The following is a 21,275-nucleotide window of genomic DNA, read 5'->3' as shown; positions in this document are numbered from 1 at the left end:
GGGAGCGGCCTCAGGTGCGCGGCCCCGGGGAGCTCCGACGGCTCAGGGGCGGATGCGCAGCCTGGGGCAGGGAGCGCGCGCCGTGCGGCCGGTGGATGCCGTGCGGCGCGACACGCGGGGTGCCTTGAACGCCGTACGAGCGGCGTGGCGCGGGCCCGGCCGGGAGCGGGATCTCGTCGTCCAGTCGCTGAAGGCGGCCGGGGCGGCGGTGCTCGCCTGGCTGGTGGGCGGCGTCTGGATGGGCGACCCGCTGGCACTGATGGCGCCCTGGGTGGCGCTGGTGCTGGTGCAGGCCACCGTGTTCAGCTCGCTGGTGCAAGGCGCGCGGCAGTTCGGGGCGATCTGCGTCGGCACCCTGGTCGCCTCGGGGGCGCAGGCGATCACCGACGACACGACGGGAGCGCTCGCCCTGTCCGTGCCGGTGCTGATGCTCCTCGCGAACTGGCCGCGCTTCGGTGACCAGGGCATCTACGCGGCGACCACGGCCCTGTTCACCATCTCCTCGGGCATGGTGAGCCTGTCCGCCGTCGGGCATCGGGTGGGGCAGGCGGCGATCGGCGCGGTCATCGGCGTCGCCGTCAACGCGCTCGTGCTGCCCCCGATCCACCTGCGGGACGTGCGGGAGAACCTGGCGGCGCTGGCCCGGGAGGCCGGGGGCGTCCTGCACACCGTCGCCGCCGATCTGCGCGAGGGCGAGTGGGACGCGCAGACCGCTTCAGGCTGGGTCAGTGCCTCGGCCCGGCTGGACCACCGCCTGAAGGCGCTGGGCTCGGCGCGCCGCTGGAGCCAGGAGAGCCTGCGCCTGACCTACGCCCCGCTGCGCGCCCTGCACCGTGTACCGCACGAGGGTGTTCTGCCCGCGGTGGACGAGGACGAGCGGCTCGGCCGGGTCACCGGGCACGTCACCACGCTCACCCGGGCCCTCGCGGTGTCCGTGGACGACAACCGGTCGCCCGCCCCGCCCGAGGGTCCGGCCCTGCACGCGTACGCGCGGCTGTTGGAGCTGATCGGGGACGCCCTGCGGGCGCAGGCCGACAGCCTGCGCGACGGCGGCGTGACCGCCCGGCCGGACGACGAGACCGAGAAGGCGATGCGGGAGCTGCACGAGGAGTTGCAGGAGAAGCTGCGCCATCACGCCGGGGAAGGGGCCGCCCACACCGCCGTCCTGGGCACGCTGCTGCTCCAGGCGGAGAACCTCTGGGCCGAGACCGTCCCGGGCGACCAGGAGGGGTGACGCAGTTCACCGGGCAGGTGGTCCGGGCACGGAACACCCAGCGGTGGTTGCCCGTTGAACAAGGCGTGGGTCCGGACAGGACCCGCCCCTGAGCCGCCCCGGCCGTGATTCCCCCGTCCGGCCGGGGCTTCTCTCCGCCCACGTGCAATCCGCGCCACCCGGGTACTCGGCTCCTCTCGCGGAACCACGCGGCCGAGAGGAGCGCGAAGTGAGCAGCGCAGCAGGCATGAGGGTCGTCGTCACGGGCGCAACCGGCAACGTGGGCACCAGCGTGGTGCGCCTCCTCTCCGAGGACCCGGAGGTCGCCTCCGTGCTGGGCCTGGCCCGGCGGATTCCCGACTGGTCGCCTCCGAAGACGGACTGGGCCGCGGTCGATCTGGCCTCCGAGCGGTCCGATCTGGTGGAGCAGTTCACGGACGCCGACGCGGTGGTCCATCTGGCGTGGGCGTTCCAGCCGACGCACGACCCGGCGGTGACGTGGCGCACCAACGTGCTCGGCAGCATGCGGGTCTTCGAGGCGGTGGCGGCGGCCGGAGTGCCGACGCTGGTGCACGCCTCGTCGGTCGGCGCGTACTCGCCGGGCCCCAAGGACGAGAAGGTGGACGAGTCCTGGCCGACGCACGGCTGGCCGGACGCCGCGTACTGCCGGGAGAAGGCCTATCTGGAGCGCGCGCTGGACACGTTCGAGCGCGACCGTCCGGGGACGCGGGTGGTGCGGATGCGGCCCGCCTTCCTCTTCCAGCGGGAATCGGCGAGCGAGCAGCGCCGCATCTTCGGCGGCCGCTTCCTGCCCGGCCCGCTGGCCCGCCCGGAGCTGCTGCCCTTCCTGCCCGACATCCCGGGGCTACGGGTGCAGGCGCTGCACACGGACGACGCGGCGAACGCCTACCGGCTGGCCCTGCGCTCCGATGTCCGGGGCGCCTTCAACCTGGCGGCCGACCCGCCGATCGACGCGCGACTGCTGGGCGAGATGTTCGACGCGCGCCCGGTGCGGCTGCCGCGCACCGCGGCCCGGTCGGCGATCGCCGCCGCCTGGGGCCTGCATCTGCTGCCCGCCTCCCCGCACCTGTTCGACGCGGTGCTGCGGCTGCCGCTGATGGACTCGACGCGTGCGCGTACGGAGCTCGGCTGGCGGCCGGAGCACACGGCTCCCGAGGTGCTGGAGGAGTTCCTGCTGGGCCTTCAGCAGGGGGCGGGGGCGCCGACAGAGCCGCTGCGGGGACGCAAGGTGGGCTGATCCTGGGCGCCCGCGAGCGCCCCGGGACATGCCCGAGGGCCGCAGCCGACCCCCACAGCCGGCTGCGGCCCTCGGTGGGATGCCCTCCTCAGGCGGAGGGCTCGTCCGGCACCGGGTGCTCGGGGTGGACCGTTCCCGAGCGCGGTGCTCCCTGCCGGCCAGTCCCCGCTTCGTCCGTGTCGGGGACGTCACCGGCGGGCTCTTCGGTCTCGTCGTCGCTCTCGCGCGTGTCCTTGCCGGTACCCGTGAAGCGCGGGGCGACCTCCCACGGGTCCTCGCCGTCGTCGGCCTGCTGGTCCGGCATGTCCCGCGGGATGGGCTCACCGTTCTCGCCGGGTCCTTCGAGGCGGTGGTCGGTCACGGCGTGCTCCCTTCTGTGGTCCGGGCGTCACGCGAGTACCTCCGCGGTGATCGGCGAAACCTCAGCGCGGTGTCCGCTCCTGAAGCGCCGTGCGCCAAGCGGGGAGCTGGTACTCCGGAGCCGGGTCGGGGCGCCGTCCGCCGCGTGCGAAGAAGTCGGCCAGCGGCAGGATAGCGGCGCCCACCGTGACCGCGTCCGGCCCGAGCCTCCCCAGGTCGACGGTCACTTTCCCGGCCGGGTGGCGCAGTGCGTACGACATGGCGTGGCGGCGTACGGCGGGCAGGAAGCGCGAACCGAGCGCCAGGCCCGCCCAGCCGCCGATGAGGATGCGCTCGGGCTGGAAGAGGTTGATCAGGTCGGACAGGCCCGCGCCCAGGTACTCGGCGGTCTCCTCCAGGACGGCCAGCGCGACGGGGTCGGCCGCAGCGCCCTCGGGCGGGTAGGCAGCGGCGAGCATCGTGGTGAGGGCGCTCTCCTCGTCGGTGCTCTCCGGGACCCGGCCACCCTCCTCCCGCCAGCGGGCGAGCAGCGATTCGGCGCCCGCGTACGCCTCCAGGCAGCCGAGGGCCCCGCACCGGCAGCGACGGCCGCGGACCCGTACGGTCAGATGCCCCCACTCGACCGCGCGGCCCTGCTCCACGTCGGGGGTGACGAGGCTCGCGCCGACGCCGGAGCCGAAGAGCACCACGACGGCGTTGCGGGCGCCGCGCCCGGCGCCGAACCACATCTCGGCCTGCCCCAGCGTCTTCGCGCCGTTGTCGATGAAGTACGGGACGGTGTCCGGCAGGGGCGAACCGGCGCGGAGCAGGGCCTCCAGCGGGACGGCGTCCCAGCCGATGGTCTGCCCGTGCACGAGCGCGCCGCGGTCGGGGGTGCGCTCGACGATGCCGGGGACGCCGACGCCGGCGCCGAGGAGCCGCTCGGGCGCGAGGCCCGCGGTGTCCAGCACCTCGGCGATGCCCTGACGGATGTGGTCGACGATGACCTCGACCTCGTAGCGCTGCGGCGTGAGCGGGTGCTCGGCGCGGGCGAGTTCGGTGAGGGTGAGGTCGAAGAGCTCGACGCGGACCCGGGTCTCGCCGACGTCGACGCCGATCATGTGGCCGCTGCCGGGCGCGACGCGCAGCAGGGTGCGGGGGCGGCCGCCGTCGGAGTCGACGCTGCCGGCCTCCTCGACCAGCCCGTCGGCGACCAGGTCGGCGACGACGTTGCTGACGGAGCCGGAGCTCAGGCCGGTCGCCGGGCCGAGTTCGAAGCGGCTGAGCGGACCGTCGAAGTAGAGCCGTTGCAATACCGCCGTGCGGTTGGCCCGCCTGAGGTCGCGTACCGTGCGCCCGTTGCGCGCCGCCATGTGAATCCCCTCGCATCCCCTGTCCGACCTGCAACATACCGTCGGGCGGGGCTCGGCGCGACATTCCTCCACCCCTTATTTCACGATGTGAGCTAACTGGTGTCCGGTCAGGCGGACCGGGAAGTCTCCTCGATCTCGTCCAAGGCCGCGACGAGCTCCGGGCCGACCCTCTCCCGCACCCAGCGCTCCTGCTCCTCGCCGGCCTGCCGGGGAACCGTCTCGGTGAGCATGATCAGGTACAGGTAGGCGCGGTACAGGGCGAGCCGCAGGCGGGCCGGGGCGCCGAACCCGGCCCGGCCGCCCTCCTCCCGGTAGCCCAAGAGGAACGCCTCGTCGTCCCTGATGTCGCCGAGCAGCGCCAGGGAGACGAAGTCGGCCAGGGGGTCGCCCCAGAACATGCGCTCCCCGTCGATGAGGCCTCCGATGCGGGCCCGTCCGCCGGTGCGGTCGACGAGGATGTTGCCCCGCCACAGGTCGAAGTGGACCAGACACGCGTCGGTGACCTCGTCGAGGGCTCCGTACGCGGACGCGGCGGCGCGGGCCACCGCGTCGACGGGGCGCGGCAGCCGGGCCCCGTAACGCCGGGCGTCGTCGAGGACGGCGTCGAACATCGTCGTGAACGCGGTCCGCCAGTCGGGCACGAGCGGGCCGAGGGCGCCGGAGGGATAGCCGAAGCCGGGTCCCCTCACGCGGTGCAGGCGGGCCACCTGGCGTCCCAGTTCCGTGCGCAGGGCGGTGTGCTCCGCGTCGGTGAGCGTGTCGTCCCACGGCTCGCCAGGGACGGCCGTCATCAGCAGGTAGTCCTCCCCCGCGGACACCTCCCGCGGGGCGGGGACCCCGGCCCGGGCGGCCGAGCGGTAGAACTCGGCCTCGGCGGCCAGCAGCCGCTTCTCGTGCCGCATGCCGGGGACGGCCGCGGCGGGCGGGATCTTCAGCACGTAACGGCCGCCGTCGGTGAGGCGGAGTTCCTCGACCGTGTTGTACGTGCCGCCGGTCAGCGGGGCGAGGTGGGCGAGACTGCCGGGGTCCAGGCCCGCCGCCCGAAGGATGTGCCGGGCCCGTTCCCAGGAGTCCACCACCGTGTGCCCACCCCTCCCCTGCCGTTTCGGTCAGCCGGCCGCGTACACGTCCTCGACGTAACGCCCGTCCGCGATCAGCCCGTCGAGCCACTGCTCGGCGGCCTTCTCGTCCGTGCCGTCGACGGCCCGCGTGTGCTTGCGGAACAGCGTACGGAACGCCTCCCGCACCCCGGGCGCCATTCGGGAACCGTCTCCGCAGACGTACACCCGGGCTCCGGCGTCCAGCAGGGCCCAGACCTCGTCGGCCTCGGCGGCGATCCGGTGCTGCACGAACCGCACCTCTCCCTCGGGGGTCTCGCTGAAGGCGGGCCGCAGGGAGACGGCTCCGGCGGCCTCGGCGGCGCGCAGTTCCCCGGCGTGCAGGAAGTCCGCGTCGGGGGCGTCACAGCCGAAGTAGCAGAGGGCGGGGGCGAGTTCGGCGCCCGCCGCGACGGCCGCCGCACGGTCGGCGATGACGCCGCGGAACGGGGCGAGGCCGGTGCCCGCCGCGACCATGACGACCGGTGCCGAGTCGTCGGCGACGTCGATACGGAAGGCCTCCCGGCAGGGCTGCACCCGCGCGTACACGGTGTCACCGGGCTCCAAGGTGGTGAGGTGGCCGGAGCCGGTGCCCCGGTAGACGCCCCTGCCGGAGCGGGCCGGTGCCTCCAGCAGCGAGACCATCAGGTCCACATGGCAGGGGTCGGCCGCGGGCGAGGAGGAGATGGAGTAGTGGCGCGGGCGCAGCGGGGTCAGGAGGTGCAGGAGCAGGGGCCAGTCCAGAGCGCCCCGCAGCGCCGGGTGGTCTTCCAGGATCTCCACGAGGGTGCGCGGGTCGTCGGTGAGGGTGGCCAGGGCCGCACGCTCCGGCGGGCACGGGTTGGCGGCGGCGAGCGCGGCCAGCTGCCCGGCGCTCGGGCGCTCCTGCAACTCCACGTGGTGGGTGAGGAGCTGCCGTACCGTCACGGGCCGGTCGACGGCGATGCCGTCGCGGCGCGGGCGGGTGGCGCGGATGTCCAGGACGGTGTCGAGGTCGGCGCCGAGCGCGGTGGCGACCCGAGTGACGACGTCAGGGGCGTTGGCGGGGAGCACGGTGAGGTGGTCGGCCGTGCGGTAGGTGACGCCGTCCGGCAGCGCGACGCGGACCAACCGCTTGCGGCGCGCGTAGCCGGGCGCGGTGAGGTCGCGTGCCTCGGTGACGCGCATGGGGACGAGTTCGTGCCGTTCGGCCAGCGCGTCCAGCGGGCCGCCGGTCAGGGTGCGGACCTCGTAGGCGGTCGTGGGCTCGGGGTCCGGGGTCGTGGCGTCCGGGTCGCCGTAGCGCTCCAGGAGGGCGGTGCGCAGGGATGCCGTGAAGGCGCGGACGGTGCCGGTGAGGTCGCCGGAGGCGTCGGCGGCGGCGCGCTCCAGCAGCCGGACGGCGCCGCACTCGGCGAGCCGTTCGTCGATCCGGGTGGGGACGTGCTGGTAGGTGGCGGCCCAGTTGCGGTCGCCGACGCCGAGGACGGCGTACGTCACGCCGGACAGGTCGTGGGTCTCCTCCAGCCGGGCGGCGAAGGCGGTGGCGTCGTCGGTGGGGCGGCCGTTGTAGGAGGCGGCGGTGATGACGACGGGCCGGTCGGCGGGCAGGCCGCCCGCGTAGGCGTCGAGAGGTGCCACCTCGGTGTCGCAGCCGATCGCTGCGGCCTCGTCGGCGAGCTGGGCCGCGAAGTCGCGGCAGGTGCCGTAGTTGCTGCCGTGCAGGAAGAGAGCGGCCGTGCCGGGGCGGACGCGGGCGGGCAGGCCCTGCGGCTCGGCCGACTCGGCGTCCTGGGCCGGGGCTGCTCCGGGCAGCGGGGTGTGGACGCGGTCGGCGGAGGTGCGCGGGGTGAGCGCGAGGGTGAAGCCCTCGGGCTTGAGGGTGAGGGTCTCCTTGACCGTGAGCCGGTAGTCGGCGTGATCGCGCAGCCGGTAGCGGTGGACGAGCATGGCCAGCAGCATGGTCGCCTCGTGCAGCGCGAACTGGCGCCCGATGCAGGCGCGCTCGCCGGTGCCGAACGGCTTGAAGGCGTGCACCGGGCGCTCCGCCTCCGCCTCGGGCGTGAAGCGGGAGGGGTCGAACAGCTCGGGGTTGTCCCCCCACACGGGCTGCCGGTGCAGCATCGGCGCGAGGACCAGGGCTGACTGTCCGGCGCGCAGCGGGATGCGCCCGCCGAGCAGGGTGTCCTCGCGGGCCTGCCGGGAGAAGACGGCGGCGGTGGGCCAGAGCCTCAGGGCCTCGTTGAGCACCTGGCGGGTGTAGGTCAGCCTGCCGACCTCGTCGTACGTCGGCTCGGGGTCGGCCTGGTCCCCCCACAGCTCGTCGACCTCGCGCCGCACCAGCTCCAGGGCGGTGGGGTGCTTGGCGAGGTAGTACAGCGCGAAGGACATGGCGCCGGAGGTGGTCTCGTGGCCCGCGATCAGGAACGTGATGACCTGGTTGCGGATGTTGGCGGTGTCGAGTGTGGTGCCGTCGGCCGGGTGCTCGGCGGTGAGCATCAGGCCGAGGAGGTCGTCGGCGTCGCTCTGGTCGGTGCCGGTGCGGGCGGCGATGACGTCGTCGACGACCCGGGCGAGGTAGGCGGAGTCGGTGCGGAAGGCCGCGTCCCGCGCCGAGTAGTCCTGGCCCGGCACCCGCGCGAGGCGGGTCATGCTCCACTCCAGGCAGCGGACCATCGACTCGACGAAGGGGTGCGGTTCGGTCCGCTCGAAGGAGCCGAAGTCGTAGCCGAAGCCGGCGAGTCCGATGGTGTCGAGCGTCATGCGGGTCATGTCGTCGGGGACGTTCACCGGCTGCCCGGCCCGGGCGTCGCGGTCCCAGGACGCGATGAGCCGGCGGGCCACCTTCAGCATCACCGGATGGTAGGTGCGCATCGAGCCCAGCGCGAAGGCGGGCATCAGGATGTCGTGCGCCTTGGCCCAGTTGGGCTCGTCGTTGTACGCGGTGAACAGGCCGTCGGCGGCGAACTCCCGGACGTTCTCCAGACCGGGCCCGATGTGCTTGGCGAACCGCTGCTCGTCCGCGAGGTCGGCCACCAGGTCCAGGTCGCCCACGAACAGGGTGTCCCGCCCGTACAGCCGCCGCACGAACACGGACCCGTGCTCGCGCATCAGGTCCATGGCCTGCTGGACGGGCGCACCGCCGGGTCCGGTGGCGGAGATGTCGGCGACGGGGACGCCGGGGAGGGCGTCGGCGGTCAGGGGAGTCTGTCCGGTGGGGGGCATGACGCGGCAACTGCCTTTCGCGGTACGGAAGTACTGCGCTCCAGCGTGATCCACGCGGCCCGGGGGGCGGTGCCGCGGCACTGCATGATTGTGTAGTGCGAGCAGATGCGCCGCTCTTGCGCGGGAGCGGCCCGGCGTGGCAGGAGAGGCTCGTGGACCTGGCCCGGCAGGAGGCCGTGACGTGGCGCAACCGCGCCCTGCTCCTGTTCGACCGGGTCGCGATGCCGGTCGCCGTGTGCGACGTGTACGGGGCGGTGCTGCTGGCCAATCCGGCAATGGCTGCGGAGTGCGGTACGACGCCGGGGCGGCTGCGCGGCCGTGACGTGCTGGAGTTGTTCAGCCCTCGGGAGACCACGCAGGTGGAGCGCATCGCCGAGGCCCTGCGACTGCGCCACCGCTCGCGCTATCAGGTGTCGGTGCGCTGGCAGGCACCCGGCAGCACCGAGCGCTACGGCGAACTGACGGCGGATCCCGTCAGCGACACGGTGGAGGACACCCCGGCCCTGCTGGTGATGCTCCGGGTGGACACCGAGCCCGCCCCCTCCCCCGCCGTACCCGCCGAGCGGGCCCGGGTGGCACCGATGGAGGCCCGCATCCTGGCCCTCCTGGCGGCCGGCGCCACGACGGCCCGGGCGGCCCGCGAAACCGGCCTCACCACCGACGGCGTGACCTACCACCTGCGCCGCCTGTCGTCCCGCTGGGGTGCGTCGAACCGCACGGAGCTGGTGGCCCGGGCGTATGCGCTGGGGGTGCTCAGGGCCGGGGTCTGGCCGCCCGGTGTTCCGGCCGGCGAGGCCTGACGAAAATCCGGTGGCCCCGTGCCGGCGCGGCTGTCTACCCTGACCCGGCCCCCTGAACCTAGGACCCCTAGGTTTTGCGACGACCACTCCCGAGGAGACCTCCCATGAAGCCGCTCACGGAGCAGGACATCCGCGCCTCCTTCATCAACTGCTCGAAGGGAGAGGCCAAGCGCCTCGCCGTGCCCCGGGATCTCGGCGAGCGGCCCTGGGACGACCTCGACTTCCTCGGGTGGCGGGATCCGGGGGCGCCGGATCGGAGCTACCTGGTGACCGAGCGGGAAGGGCGGCCCGTCGGGGTCGCGATGCGGTTCCAGGCCGCGCGGCGCGGGTTCCTGCACCGCAGCATGTGTTCGCTGTGCCTGACCACGCACCCGCGGGGCGGCGTCGCGCTGATGACCGCGCGGAAGGCGGGGGCGGCCGGGCGTGAGGGCAACTCCGTCGGGGCGTACATGTGCACCGACCTCGCCTGCTCCCTGTACCTGCGCGGGAAGAAGGCGCTGGAGACCGGGTCCCGGTTCGAGGAGAGCCTCACCCTGGAGGAGCAGATCGAGCGGACCACGGGCCATGTGGCCGCCTTCCTCGACAAGGTGTCCGCCTGACCGCCCTCGGTCGCCCGCTGTTTCCCCCGGCATTAACGTCCTTCATGAGCGTCCCTCATGGATGTGATCATGGATGCGTTCGTTACGCCGGGGAAGGGGAACAGCCTGAGGATGCGAGAGGTACGTGAGTGGACGGCGCACGCCGAGCGGATCGTGAGGAAGCGTCGTGATCCCGTGGTCGTCCAGACGCTGCGGTCCGCGATCGCGGCGACGATCGCGTATGTCATCGCGCTGCGGCTGAGCCCCGAGCCGGCACCTCTCACCGCTCCCCTGACGGCGCTGCTGGTCGTGCAGGTGACGCTGTACGCCACGATCACCAACGGCTTCCGGCGGGTGAACGCCGTGGTGACCGGCGTCCTCGTCGCCATCGCCTTCAGCCTGCTGGTGGGCCTGACCTGGTGGAGTCTGGCACTGCTCCTCGTGGCCTCGCTGGCCGTGGGCCGGCTGGTCCGGGTGGAGGAGTACGTACCCGAGGTCGCGATCAGCGCGATGCTCGTCCTCGGCGTCACCAGCGTCGGGGACACCGCCTGGGCCCGGGTGGTGGAGACGCTGATCGGCGCGGTCGTCGGGCTCGCCTGCAACCTGCTGCTGGCTCCGCCGGTGTGGGTGGAGGAGGCGGGCGAGTCGATCGAGGGGCTGGCGCGCCGGCTGCGGCAGCTGATGCTGCGCATGGGCGAGGAGGCCGCCGGCGGCACGCCCGTGCACCGTGCGGAGAAGCAGCTGCACGAGGCGCGCCGCCTGGACCACGACATCGTCGAGGTGGACGCGGCCCTCAGACAGGCCGAGGACAGTCTGCGGCTCAACCCGCGCGTGCAGGACAGCGTGCTGCACCGGGTCGTGATGCGCACCGGCCTGGACACGCTGGAGATCTGCACGGTCGTCCTGCGCGTGCTCGCCCGCTCCCTCACCGACCTCGCGAAGGAGCGCGAACCCGAACCGCTGTTCGGGGCCGAGACGGGCGCCGCCCTGGAGCAGCTGCTGTCCCAGATCGCCGACGCCGTGGTGAGCTTCGCGGTGCTGGTGACCACCCATCTCAGCGCGAGCGCCGAGTCGGCGGAGGAACGTCTCGCCGCGGAACTGCGCACCGCGGCGGGCACCCGCGACAAGCTGGCCCTGCTGCTGCGCGAGGAGGCCGAGCGCGACCTCGGGCACTGGCAGCTGCCGGGTGCCGTTCTGACGGAGGTCAACCGCATCCTCGACGAGCTCGACACCGAGCACCGCACCCGGCGCCTGTTCGAGGAACTGGACCGTGTGTCGCGCGAACAGCGCGCCCGGATGCCCCGGCTGACGCGGCTGCGGGAGCGGCTGGGCGTCACGGAACAGATGTGGCGGAACCGCGCGGGCTTCGGCGGGCGTTCTCGCTGAGGGGAACGTCGGCAGGGGGCCGGCACCTGATGCGAGGAGCGGGCCGATGGCCGACACGACCGTGCGGATCGACGGGAACACACTGCGGCTGCCGGGCGGCGTGGCCGTGCGGTTCGTCCGCACCCTGCGCCTGCCGGAGACGGGCACCCATCCGCTGCCGCCGGGCCTGGGCGAGTTCCCGGTGCGGCGGGTCGCGGACTACGGGGACAGGGTGCCCGAGGCGTGGCGGGCGCGCGACGGTGTGATGCTCCCGGTGTATCTGCGCGAGGCGATGTGGCTGAGCTTCGCGGGCACGTCGGAGCCGGCCGCGCTCCAGGTCGGCGTCGGCAAGGTGTGCGCGGTCTCGGGCCGCCCCTGGAGCGACCGTCTGGCGCGCGGCCCGCAGAACTATGTGGTGCTCCCCCGCCAGCCGTGGCTGGACGGCATCAACTCCGGCACGGGCACGGTCCGTCAGTTCGTGGCCGTTCCGCTCGGCCTGGGGGCCACCGTCGAGGGGCAGGTCACGGGCGAAGAGGTGTTCGGCGGCGTCCAGTTGCAGTCCTTCGCGCTGAACGACCGGGAGCTGGCGCGGTGGCGTGAGGAGGAGCGGCAGCGGGCGGAGCGGAAGAGGTCGATGGCCCCGCCGAGTGGCTACGGCGCCGCGATGCCCATGGCGGCCCCGCCCTCGTCGGGAGGTTTCGGTGCCGCGCTGCCCATGGCGGCCCCGCCCGCGCCCGGGGCGGTCCCGGCGCCCGCCGCCGGTGCCGCCCCGGCGGGTCCGCCGCGCGCGGCGGTGGCGATGGGCCTCGGCGTCGGCGGATCCATGCGGCAGGAGGTCTACCAGGACGACCGGCCACTCACGGACTGGTCGGAGCAGCCGCAGGGGCGGGTGTTCGTGCACCTGGTGACGCCGCCGGAGTGGCGCCGCATCACCGGAGAGGCCGCGCCGCCGTCGCCGGTGGACCGGGCCGCGTACACCCGCGCGGGTCTGCCCTGGTTCGACTACTACGACGAGGACGCGGAGGACCTGGCGTCCACGGACACGCTCCAGTCCGTGAAGCCGGTCGGCGACTGGCTCGGCGACGACCACGACCCCTGGCAGCCGCCCACACCCGGGCAGGTGCAGCAGCTCAAGGACGCCCCGGGCAAGCCGGTCGAGGACGGGGACTGGTAGCCCGGCCCGTTGCGCTTCGTGCAACACCCTGCCGTTGTTGCACCCGACGGTCGAAGAACGTCAAGGTGGCTGTCACGACCGGGACGAGTGACGATCTGAGGGGCGACATGGACAGTGGTGGCTGGAGCAGGCGCCGGTTCGTCGGTGCGCTGGCGGGCGGGGCCGCGGCGGCGGCGCTGTCGGCCTGCGACAACACGCCGACGACCACGACGACTCCGACCCCGGCGCCCGAGGCCAGTACGAGCCCGTCGCGCGAGGCCCGGCGCCCCTCCGGGCCCCGCCCGCTGTACCTCGGCACCTACACATCCGCCGAGGGCGGTGGCAAGGGCATCGGCCTGGCCACGTACGACGAGGCGACGGGCCGGATCACCGGCACCGGCACGATCACCGGCGTCGGCGACCCGTCGTATCTCGCGGTACACCCGGACCGCCGCACGCTGTACGCGGTGGACGAGCGCGACGACGGTGCCGTGACCGCCGTCCGGCTGTCCGACCGTAAGGTCCTGGGCAGCCGTAGCACCGGCGGCGCGGCCCCCTGCCACCTGTCGGTGCATCCGGGCGGGCGCTGGCTGCTCAGCGCGAACTACGGCTCGGGAAGTGTGGCCGTGCACCCCGTCGGCGCCTCGGGCGCGCTCGGTGAGCGCACCGACCTCGTCCGGCACTCCAGCCCGCCGCCCGGCCCCGGCCAGGAGGGCCCGCACGCCCACCAGGTCGTCACGAGCCCGGACGGGGGTCATGTACTCGCCGTCAATCTGGGGACGGACACCGTCCACACCTACCGGCTGGACGAGAAGGCGGGCACGCTCACCGAGGTCGCGCAGGCGCAGACCCGGCCGGGCGCGGGGCCGCGCCATCTCACGTTCCACCCGGGCGGCCGGTACGCGTACCTCGCCAACGAGGTCGACAACACGGTGGCGGTCTGCTCCTACGACAAGGCCTCCGGCCGGGTGACCGTCGGCGAGTCGCTGTCCACGGGCACGGGTTCGGGCACGAGCTACCCGGCGCAGATCCTGGTGACCGCCAACGGCCGGTACGCCTTTCTCGCCAACCGCGGCCACAACAGCCTCACGCGCTACGCCGTCGAGGCGGACGGCGCCCGGCTCAAGCTGCTCGACACGGTGCCGGTGGGCGGGGACTTCCCACGGCAGATCGCCTTCTCACCGGAGGGCAGGCTGCTGTTCGCGGCGAACCAGAAGTCCTCCACCGTCACCGTCTTCCACGTGGACGAGACCAACGGTGAACTGCGGCGCGCGGGCGAATCGTTCCCCTCACCCGTCGCCGTCTGCGCGCTGCCGCTGTAGGGCCCGCGGGCAGGACACGGCACCGGCCTGGCCGAGCAGGACGTGCATGCGCTCGGTGAGCTGCGCGACGTCGTCGGCGGGCGCGTGGAACGCGAGGCGTACGTCGCCGTGGGCGCGGGCGCGTTCGATGCGCAGCGTCAGCCCGTGCCGGTCGATGGCGAGCGGCTGGACACGCACCGCGCCGTGCAGGCTGTCGGAGTCGACGAGCCGGGTCAGTCGCTCGACGGCGTCGGGGTGGCACTCGGCGAGGTGGGTCAGCAGCCGGGCCTCGGCCGTGGTGAGCGGGTCGGACGCGGCGGCGGCGAACTCGTCGAGGTCCACGACCACGGAGCCGGACGGCTGCCGGAGCACCACGCGCGTGGGCGTGAAGGCGAGCCTCTCTCCCTCGACGGCGAACCAGCCCGCGAGCCACAGCCGGGCGCGGATCCGGTTGCGGACGGGGACGGGCGCGACGTCGGCGAACTCCAGCACCGCGGACGGCTCGCCGCGGGGCGCGCAGATCGCGGCCGCGAGCAGGGCGCTGTCCTCGGGCACGTCCACGAGCACCCGGCCGTCCTCGCCCACCGTGTGCGCGCCGACCAGTTCCTGGCGCGTTCCCCCCGCGGTCACCGAGCAGGACCACGCGGCGGCGAGCACCGAGCGCGCCCGTTCCGCGGCGGCGGGAACCGCCGTCCAGCTGTGGCTGTCGTCACCCATCCCAGACCTCCTTAGGTAAGGCTCACCTAACCTACCGAAGATCGGCGTGCACGCCAACCATGTGGCGTGATCTTTGCGAGGCCTCTCAAGGAGTGAGGACGCCCAGCAGGGCGCGTGCACACAGCTCGCGCACCTGTTTCCGGCTCGACTCCGTGTCGCGCAGCCACTCCAGACAGACGGCCGCTCCCATACGGCGCGGGGCGTGGGCGCTGGTGCTGACGCCGATGCTGCACCGAACCCCGACGGACGGCTGACGCTGACGCCGGAGGGCCTGCGGCTGCGCCCGGAGCGCCGCACCGCGGTACGGGAGCCGGCCTCAGACCTGCGCTGTCCAGTGCCCGGGGCGGTTGACTGACCCGGGCAGCCGGGTCCCGGCGCTCCCCCGGGCCGCGTTCAGCTGCGGCTGGGTGAGGAAGAACGCCCCGGTCAGGTCGGCATCCGTGAGGTCCGCGTCGCGCAGGTCGGCACCGATCAGGTCGGCGCCCCGCAGGTCCGCGCCGGTGAGATCGGCGGCGATGAGGCAGGCGCCGCGGAGGCTGGCACCGCGCAGGTCGGCGCCTTTGAGACGGGCGCCCATGAGGTCCGCGCCCCGGCGGTCCTTCCTGCGGCCCTTGGTGCCGGCCCTGGCCAGCTCGCTCGTCCTCAGCAGCAGGACGTTGACCTCCTGACGGTGTGACGCCACGTCCAGTCCGGCGAGCTCCTCCGGGGTCCCGGCGGTGAACTCCCGGGTCTTCTCCAGCGCCTTGCGCAGCTCGGCATGGACGGGGCGGGCCGCCGGCAGGGCGAGCGCCTCGGTCAGGTACCAGAGCAGCTCGTGCAGCTGCCGGACGACCGGGAACACGTCGAACATGCGGCGGGCCTGCTCCGGCGATCCGGAGCGCCAGTCCCGGCCGCCGAACGTGATCTGCGAGACCTGCTGTCCGGCACCGAAGCAGTCGTAGACCGTGCAGCCAGAGAATCCTTTCTGCCGGAGCCTGGCGTGGATGCCGCAGCGGTGGTCCTCCCGGAGGTTGCGGCAGGGTGTGCCGGCGGCCTTGTCGACCGCGAAGTCGGCCGAGGCGGCGAAGGGCAGGGCGACGCAGCACAGCCCGAAGCACCGCTCGCAGTCGCCGCGCAGGTCCGCCTGCTCGGCCTGGTGATCTCGCATGCCGTTCAGCATACGGAACGACAATTCACCGGTGAGATGCGGTCACCCCGCCGCCCCAGGCGCCTCCAGCCGCTCCAGCCGCTCGGGGTCGGCCAGGATGTACATGCCGGTGATGCGGCCGTCGGCGATGGTGACGCCCATGACCGACCGGACGCGGCCCCCGGGCGCGTCGACCATCCCGATCGAGCCGTTGACCAGCACCAGCTCCGCGGACTGCACGAACGGGGTGAACATGAGCGCCTGCTCCGCCACCGCCTTCGCGCCCTGGACCACCTTGGAGGCGGCCGCGCCCCGCACGAGCGCGCCCGAGTCGGCCCGCAGCAGCACATCCGGGTGCAGGACGGCCAGCAGCGCGTCGAAGTCCCCGGCGCGCGAGGCGGCCAGGAAGGCGTCGAGCACCTCCTTCTGCCGGCCGAGGTCCGGATCCGTCGACGGCGTGGCGCCGCGTACCCGGCGCCGGGCGCGGCTGGCCAACTGCCTGGTCGCGGCCGGGCTGCGCTCCACGATCGGCGCGATGTCGTCGAACGGCACGGCGAACATGTCGTGCAGCACGAACGCGAGCCGCTCGTCGGGTGCCAGGTTCTCCAGCACCACGAGCAGGGCCAGGCCCACGGAGTCGGCCTGGAGCACCTCCTCGGCCGGGTCGATGTGTGACAGGGGCCGGAGCACCGGATCCGGGACGAAGGCCCGCACGGTGTCCTGGGTGTCGCCCATCGGCTCCTCGCGGCGCGCGGTGCGCGAGCGCAGCAGGTCCAGGCAGACCCGGCCGGTCGCGGTGGTGAGCCAGCCGCCGAGGTTCTGGATGTCGGCCGTGTCCGTGCGGCTGAGCTTCAGCCAGGCCTCCTGGACGGCGTCCTCCGCCTCGGAGAGCGATCCGAGCATGCGGTACGCCACCGCCTCGAGGTGTCCCCGGTGTTCCTCGAACCGGTCGGCCAGTTCCTCGCTGCCTGTCATGGTCTCCCCCGTCATCCGCTGATCAACCGCTGATCATCTGCTGAACAGTTCGAACGCCACCGCCGGCCGGCCCCCGAACCGCTCCCCCGTCCTCTCGGCGTGCTGCGTCAGGAAGCCGCGCACGTACGTCTCCGGGTCCTCGCTGGTCAACACCTCGATGTAGGTGCGGTGTTCCAGCAGGGAGCGCACCGCCCGTTCCATCCCGGGCGTCGCGTCGACGGCGTGGGTGGGGGTGCTGGAGCCCGCGACGGCGACCCAGCGCACGCCGTCCCAGGGGTCGAGGCCCTGTTCGATGAGCTCGGGGAAGATCCACCGGTTGCCGGCGTCGCCGGCCGCGTCGAGCGTGGCGCGGCCCACGGCCACGTGGTCCGGGGTGTTCCAGGCGACGCCGCCCCAGGTGTCGCGGTGGTTGAGCGTGATGACCAGCTCGGGCTTGTGCCGGCGGATCGCGGCGGCGATGTCGCGGCGCAGGGCGGTGCCGTACTCGACGACGCCGTCCTTGTGGTCGAGGAACTCCACCTCCGACACGCCGACCACCGCCGCGCTCGCCCGCTGCTCCCGCTCGCGCAGCGGCCCGCACCGCGCGGGTTCGATCGTGTCGATGCCCGCCTCGCCCCGGGTCGCCAGCAGGTAGGCGACCTCGCGGCCCTCGTCCGTCCAGGCCGCGATCGCCGCCGAGCAGCCGTACTCGAGGTCGTCCGGGTGGGCCACGACCGCGAGGGCACGCCGCCAGTCTTCGGGCATGGGCTGGAGTTGAGTGGTCGTCATGTCCGCAGACTAATCCCCGCCGCCGGCATCACCACGGGTCCGGCACGGCATCACGCCTCGCCCCGGACGAGCGCGAGCAGCCGGTCGAGCACGCGGGGGCCGCCGGTGCGGATGCCGTCGTGCTCGAACTCGTCCGTGATCCAGGTGCGCAGGCCGCGGATCGTGCGGGCGGTGCGCAGGGAGTGGGCCGTGTCGACGTACATGTCGTCGTGGTAGACGGCCGCCACCACCGGCACCGTGTTGGTGGCGAGGCGGGCGGGGTCGTACAGGGGCGTCCAGTCGGTGCGGGCGGCGAGCAGGTCGGCGGTCTCGCGCAGCGGGCGCAGGGCCGGGTCGCAGTCGAACATCCAGGGGTGAATCGATTCTCCGGTGAACAGGAAAGGCTCGTCGCCCGCGAGGGCCTTGGCGGCGTCGAACTGCGGGAACTCGGCGCGCATCCGCTCGGCCGACCAGGCGGTGGGCCGGGCGTCCTGGCCGTAGATGGACTCGTGGATCAGGGCGTACAGCGGGTGGCGGGCATAGGAGAGCATGGCCTGCACCTGCTCCTGGAACGCGTCGGAGAGCGTGAAGCCCCGCGGGGTGCGGACGAAGGCGTTCTCGAGGAGGTAGTGCAGGCGGTGGGTGCCGTCGCCGGTGCCGAGGGCGATGCCGAGGGACTGGAACGCCTCGACGGTGAGCCGGTAGCCGTTCGGCAGGACCACGTCGTGGGTCAGCAGGTGGTCGGCGATGCGGCGGGCACGCTCGGCGTCCTGCGGGTAGCGGGCGTAGTGGGCGGTGACCTTGCGTTCGATGCGCGGGAAGGCGGCCCGGTAGATGTCGTCGGCGTGGGCGTCCAGGGAGGGCAGGCCGCCGGTGATCACGGCGGTGGCCAGGCCCTCGGGAGCGAGGGACAGGTAGGTGGTGGCGCAGAAGCCGCCGAAGCTCTGGCCGAGGACGGTCCAGGGCTTACCGCCGGTGACCTGCGCACGGATGGCCTCGCAGTCGCGGACGATCGAGTCGGCGCGGAAGTGCGTGAGGTAGTCGGCCTGCTCGGCGGGGCCGCCGAGCAACGGGAGCGTCTGCCGGTTGGCGGGCGCGCTGTGGCCGGTGCCGCGCTGGTCGAGGAGCAGGACGCGGAACTCCTTCAGGGCCCTGCCGAGCCAGCCCGGCCGACCGACGGACCGGTCCGCGCCGAAGCCGGGCCCGCCCTGGAGGTAGAGCAGCCACGGCAGGTCCTGGTGCGTCTTGTCGCTCGCGACGACCTCGCGGGCGTACAGCTCGATCGTCTCGCCCTCGGGCCGGTCGTGGTCGAGGGGGACACTGAAGCGGCGGTCGGTGAGGACGACTCCGGGCTGGCGGTAGCTGAGGGTCAACAGGGCTCCCGGGACGGACGGATTTTCGGGCCGCGTCCCAGTTCATCACAGCGAACGTCCGGGCGGAGGCCCTTCGGATCATGAAATCCCGCTGAACGGCGGTTCAGGTTCAGCGGGCGGAGAGGCTGGAGCGGCGCACCACCAGCTCGGGCTGGAGGACGACTCGCCGGTGCTCGTGCGGCCGGGCCGTGCCCTCCTCCTCCGTCTCCTCCAGGAGCAGGTCGGCGGCCATGGCGCCCATGGTGACGGCGGGCTGCCGGACCGAGGTGAGCGGGACGGCCGCTGCGGCGGCGAACTCGATGTCGTCGTAGCCGACGATGGCGAGGTCGTCGGGGACGCCGACACCGGCCGCGTACATGGCCTGAAGGACACCGAGGGCCAGCAGGTCGTTGGCGCAGAACACGGCGGTGGGCCGGTCGGCGAGACCGAGCAGCCGGGCCCCGGCGTCGCGGCCGGCGGTGACGTCCAGCCGCTCGGTGGGCAGTTCGCGCAGCGCGTCGGGGCCGAGCCCGGCCTCGGCGAGCGCTTCGAGGGCGCCGGTGCGCCGGTCACGGACCTGGTTCAGGTCGGGCGGGCCGCTGACGTAGGCGAGGGAGCGGTGCCCGGCGTCGACGAGGTGGCGTACGGCGAGGGCCCCGCCCGCCACGTCGTCGACGGACACCGAGCACTCGGTGGTGCCCTCGGCGACCCGGTCGACCAGGACGAAGGGGATGCCGTGCCGGCGGAACGTCTCGATGTTGCGGCCGGTCGCGTCGGCGGGTGTGAGCAGCACGCCGCGCACCCGCTGCTCGGCGAAGAGCGACAGGTACTCGGCCTCCTCGCCCGGGCTCTGGGCGCTGTTGCAGACCATCACGCCGAGTCCGGCCTGCCGGGCGGCGCGCTCGGCGCCGCGCGCGACGTCGACGAAGAAGGGGTTGCCCATGTCGAGGACGAGCAGCCCCATGATGCGGCTGCGGCCCGCGCGCAGCTGGCGCGCGGACTCGCTGCGGACGTAGCCGAGCCGGTCTATCGCGGACAGCACGCGGGCCCGGGTCTCGGTCGCGACCGTGTCCGGGCGGTTGATCACGTTCGAGACCGTGCCGACGGAGACTCCGGCGACGCGGGCGACGTCCTTGATACCCACCGACTGGGCCATCGGGCAGGGACCTCCAGAGGGGAGATGAGGGGGTGGCGGCCGGGGCGGCATCACATTACCGGCATGCCGCCCCGGGGACCGGATGCGGTCAGGCGGGCAGCCGGAAGTCCGTCACGTGCAGCGCCGAGGGCGTCGTACCGCTGGACTTCTCCTGGTACATGAAGGACAGCACCCCGTCCTGCGCGACCCGCGTCTCGTCGATGACGACCTCGCCGAAGGCGCCCAGGCCGCTGCCGTCGAAGAGGAGCCTCCAGTCGGTGTATCCGGAGGCTGCGGAAGCCCCGGCTATCCGGCCGAAGGGGAAGATCGCGTACGCGTTGTCGTACTTGTCCAGGATCAGCTTGGTGCGCTGGCTGGAGTTCAGCGGGACCGGGATCTCGGTCTTCTGCCAGGTGCCGGAGGCGTTCCTGCGGACGTGGAAGGCACGGCCGTTGGCGGTCCGGTTCGCGACGTAGTTCGTGGTGCACTGGCCGAAGCGGCCGGGGACGTAGGAGATGATCGCGTGCGGCCGGCCCGCCGAGTCGGTGAACTGGCTCTCCTGGTTCATCAGGGAGTGGTCCGGGTTCAGCGGGTCCACGACCAGCCCGGCGTCGTTCACCGACACCTTGTCGGAGCCGCCGGTGACGCCGACGACGGTGCCCGCGTTGTTGCGCCAGGTGCGGCCGCGGTCGTCGGAGTAGACGTAGCCGGTGTCGTGGTTGGTGATGCCGCCGCTGTTGCACATCACGGCGCCGTTCTGCTCGCGCCAGGTGAAGAAGGAGTGCAGGCGGCCGTTGCGGTCGTAGTCGATGCCGTGCAGGTACATGTTGCGGGCCGTCGAGGAGCCGTGCTCGCTGGTGTACGTGCCGGTGGAGGCGGACCACTCGCCTAGGTTGGTCCACTTGGTGCCGTCGTACTCGGCGAGGGCGTTGCGGCCGTTGCCGGAGACGGCGACGCGGTAGCTCAACTGAAGCTTGCCGTCGGGCGTGGCGACGAACTGCGGGTAGGTGAACTGCGAGGTCAGCGCCAGCCCGTCGAGCGTCGACTGGGGCGCGCCGAAACGGCTCGCGGTCCAGCTCAGGCCCGCGGGGTTGTCCATGAGCCCGGCGACGGACTTGACGTAGGTGAAGCCGTCGCTGTGGGAGTCCATGTTGAGGTGCAGCCGGCCGTCGACCTTGGAGACGCCCATGGAGATGACGTTGTGGGAGTCGTTGTACCGCAGGGTGTGCCCGACCTTCACGGTCGACCAGGTGCTCGCGCCGAGGGCGCGGCGGCCGACGACGGCGTTGCGGTCGGCGGTGTACCAGACGGCGTACTGGTAGCCCTTGTAGGTCAGCAGGCCGTTCTTCTGGAACGCGTTGTTGTTGACCAGTCCGTCGTACGACACGAAGAACAGGGCCTGTCCGTCGAGCGTGGTGGTGCCGGTCCGGGTGACCGAGGGGCCGGGGTCGGCGGCCCGGGCGGTGCCGGCGGCGAAGGCGGGGGTCACCACTGCTCCGGCGAGGGCGGCGGCCAGCAAGGTACGTCTGTGCATCTCGTGGA

At 73.2% G+C, this 21,275-nt stretch carries 18 protein-coding genes and 1 pseudogene; 7 read left to right on the top strand and 12 right to left on the bottom strand.

All coding sequences use genetic code 11. The features are described from left to right. Positions 1-52 precede the first annotated feature (52 nt). Both ACIRDU_RS11095 and ACIRDU_RS11090 read left to right on the top strand, forming a co-directional pair. The gene (locus tag ACIRDU_RS11095; protein ID WP_403577008.1) at positions 53-1,234 is read left to right on the top strand and encodes an aromatic acid exporter family protein; all 1,182 of its coding nucleotides are present in this window, start codon (positions 53-55) and stop codon (positions 1,232-1,234) included. A gap of 208 nt (positions 1,235-1,442) precedes the next feature. Further along, a complete protein-coding gene (locus ACIRDU_RS11090; RefSeq protein ID WP_403577006.1) occupies positions 1,443-2,471 on the top strand; it encodes an SDR family oxidoreductase in 1,029 nt (342 codons plus the stop codon). Between the two features lie 88 nt (positions 2,472-2,559). Here the strand turns inward: ACIRDU_RS11090 and ACIRDU_RS11085 are convergent, their stop codons facing one another. The 4 genes from ACIRDU_RS11085 to ACIRDU_RS11070 all read right to left on the bottom strand — a co-directional run bounded on the left by ACIRDU_RS11085 (position 2,560) and on the right by ACIRDU_RS11070 (position 8,484). Then, positions 2,560-2,832: a hypothetical protein gene (locus ACIRDU_RS11085; RefSeq protein ID WP_403577004.1), complete on the bottom strand. Its 273-nt coding sequence runs from the start codon at positions 2,830-2,832 to the stop codon at positions 2,560-2,562. Positions 2,833-2,893: 61 nt separating this feature from the next. Continuing rightward, on the bottom strand, positions 2,894-4,183 hold the full coding sequence (locus ACIRDU_RS11080; RefSeq protein WP_403577002.1) for an ROK family protein: 1,290 nt from the start codon (positions 4,181-4,183) through the stop codon (positions 2,894-2,896). Between the two features lie 107 nt (positions 4,184-4,290). After that, positions 4,291-5,262, bottom strand: a complete 972-nt coding sequence (locus tag ACIRDU_RS11075) for a phosphotransferase family protein (protein WP_403577000.1) — start codon at positions 5,260-5,262, stop codon at positions 4,291-4,293. A 30-nt stretch (positions 5,263-5,292) separates the two neighbouring features. Further along, positions 5,293-8,484 carry a cytochrome P450 gene (locus ACIRDU_RS11070; RefSeq protein WP_403576998.1) on the bottom strand — a complete coding sequence of 1,064 codons (3,192 nt, stop codon included), beginning with the start codon at positions 8,482-8,484 and terminating at the stop codon, positions 5,293-5,295. Between the two features lie 152 nt (positions 8,485-8,636). Between ACIRDU_RS11070 and ACIRDU_RS11065 the strand changes: the two genes are divergently transcribed. The 5 genes from ACIRDU_RS11065 to ACIRDU_RS11045 all read left to right on the top strand — a co-directional run bounded on the left by ACIRDU_RS11065 (position 8,637) and on the right by ACIRDU_RS11045 (position 13,702). Continuing rightward, a complete protein-coding gene (locus tag ACIRDU_RS11065; RefSeq protein WP_403576996.1) occupies positions 8,637-9,284 on the top strand; it encodes a PAS domain S-box protein in 648 nt (215 codons plus the stop codon). Between the two features lie 104 nt (positions 9,285-9,388). After that, positions 9,389-9,883: an FBP domain-containing protein gene (locus ACIRDU_RS11060; RefSeq protein WP_403576994.1), complete on the top strand. Its 495-nt coding sequence runs from the start codon at positions 9,389-9,391 to the stop codon at positions 9,881-9,883. A 111-nt stretch (positions 9,884-9,994) separates the two neighbouring features. Next, on the top strand, positions 9,995-11,248 hold the full coding sequence (locus ACIRDU_RS11055; protein ID WP_403576992.1) for an aromatic acid exporter family protein: 1,254 nt from the start codon (positions 9,995-9,997) through the stop codon (positions 11,246-11,248). A 46-nt stretch (positions 11,249-11,294) separates the two neighbouring features. Next, complete coding sequence (locus tag ACIRDU_RS11050; protein WP_403576990.1) at positions 11,295-12,401, top strand: hypothetical protein; 1,107 nt, start codon at positions 11,295-11,297, stop codon at positions 12,399-12,401. Between the two features lie 107 nt (positions 12,402-12,508). Beyond that, complete coding sequence (locus ACIRDU_RS11045; protein WP_403577394.1) at positions 12,509-13,702, top strand: lactonase family protein; 1,194 nt, start codon at positions 12,509-12,511, stop codon at positions 13,700-13,702. Here ACIRDU_RS11045 and ACIRDU_RS11040 read toward each other — a convergent pair. The 8 genes and pseudogenes from ACIRDU_RS11040 to ACIRDU_RS11005 form a co-directional block, all read right to left on the bottom strand. Next, positions 13,670-14,398 (bottom strand): DUF2470 domain-containing protein, encoded by a 729-nt coding sequence (locus tag ACIRDU_RS11040; protein WP_403576988.1) that lies wholly within the window; start codon positions 14,396-14,398, stop codon positions 13,670-13,672. The two genes, ACIRDU_RS11045 and ACIRDU_RS11040, sit on opposite strands and share 33 nt — an antisense overlap. An 85-nt stretch (positions 14,399-14,483) precedes the next feature. Further along, positions 14,484-14,579, bottom strand: a pseudogene (locus tag ACIRDU_RS11035) (TetR/AcrR family transcriptional regulator); the annotation flags it as partial. 135 nt (positions 14,580-14,714) lie between these two features. Then, positions 14,715-15,557: a pentapeptide repeat-containing protein gene (locus tag ACIRDU_RS11030; protein ID WP_403576986.1), complete on the bottom strand. Its 843-nt coding sequence runs from the start codon at positions 15,555-15,557 to the stop codon at positions 14,715-14,717. A gap of 30 nt (positions 15,558-15,587) precedes the next feature. Then, positions 15,588-16,499 carry an RNA polymerase sigma factor SigJ gene (gene sigJ / locus ACIRDU_RS11025; protein ID WP_403576984.1) on the bottom strand — a complete coding sequence of 304 codons (912 nt, stop codon included), beginning with the start codon at positions 16,497-16,499 and terminating at the stop codon, positions 15,588-15,590. A 33-nt stretch (positions 16,500-16,532) separates the two neighbouring features. Next, a complete protein-coding gene (locus ACIRDU_RS11020; RefSeq protein WP_403576982.1) occupies positions 16,533-17,267 on the bottom strand; it encodes a PIG-L deacetylase family protein in 735 nt (244 codons plus the stop codon). A gap of 50 nt (positions 17,268-17,317) precedes the next feature. Next, the gene (locus ACIRDU_RS11015; protein ID WP_403576980.1) at positions 17,318-18,619 is read right to left on the bottom strand and encodes an alpha/beta fold hydrolase; all 1,302 of its coding nucleotides are present in this window, start codon (positions 18,617-18,619) and stop codon (positions 17,318-17,320) included. 109 nt (positions 18,620-18,728) lie between these two features. Beyond that, positions 18,729-19,754, bottom strand: a complete 1,026-nt coding sequence (locus tag ACIRDU_RS11010) for a LacI family DNA-binding transcriptional regulator (protein WP_403576978.1) — start codon at positions 19,752-19,754, stop codon at positions 18,729-18,731. A gap of 88 nt (positions 19,755-19,842) precedes the next feature. Next, on the bottom strand, positions 19,843-21,267 hold the full coding sequence (locus ACIRDU_RS11005; RefSeq protein WP_403576976.1) for a BNR repeat-containing protein: 1,425 nt from the start codon (positions 21,265-21,267) through the stop codon (positions 19,843-19,845). Positions 21,268-21,275 lie beyond the last annotated feature (8 nt).

Source organism: Streptomyces sp. NPDC093598 (assembly GCF_044764825.1).
Taxonomy (GTDB): domain Bacteria; phylum Actinomycetota; class Actinomycetes; order Streptomycetales; family Streptomycetaceae; genus Streptomyces.
Note: the sequence above shows the minus strand (reverse complement) of the source record. Positions and strands in the feature narration are given on the sequence as shown.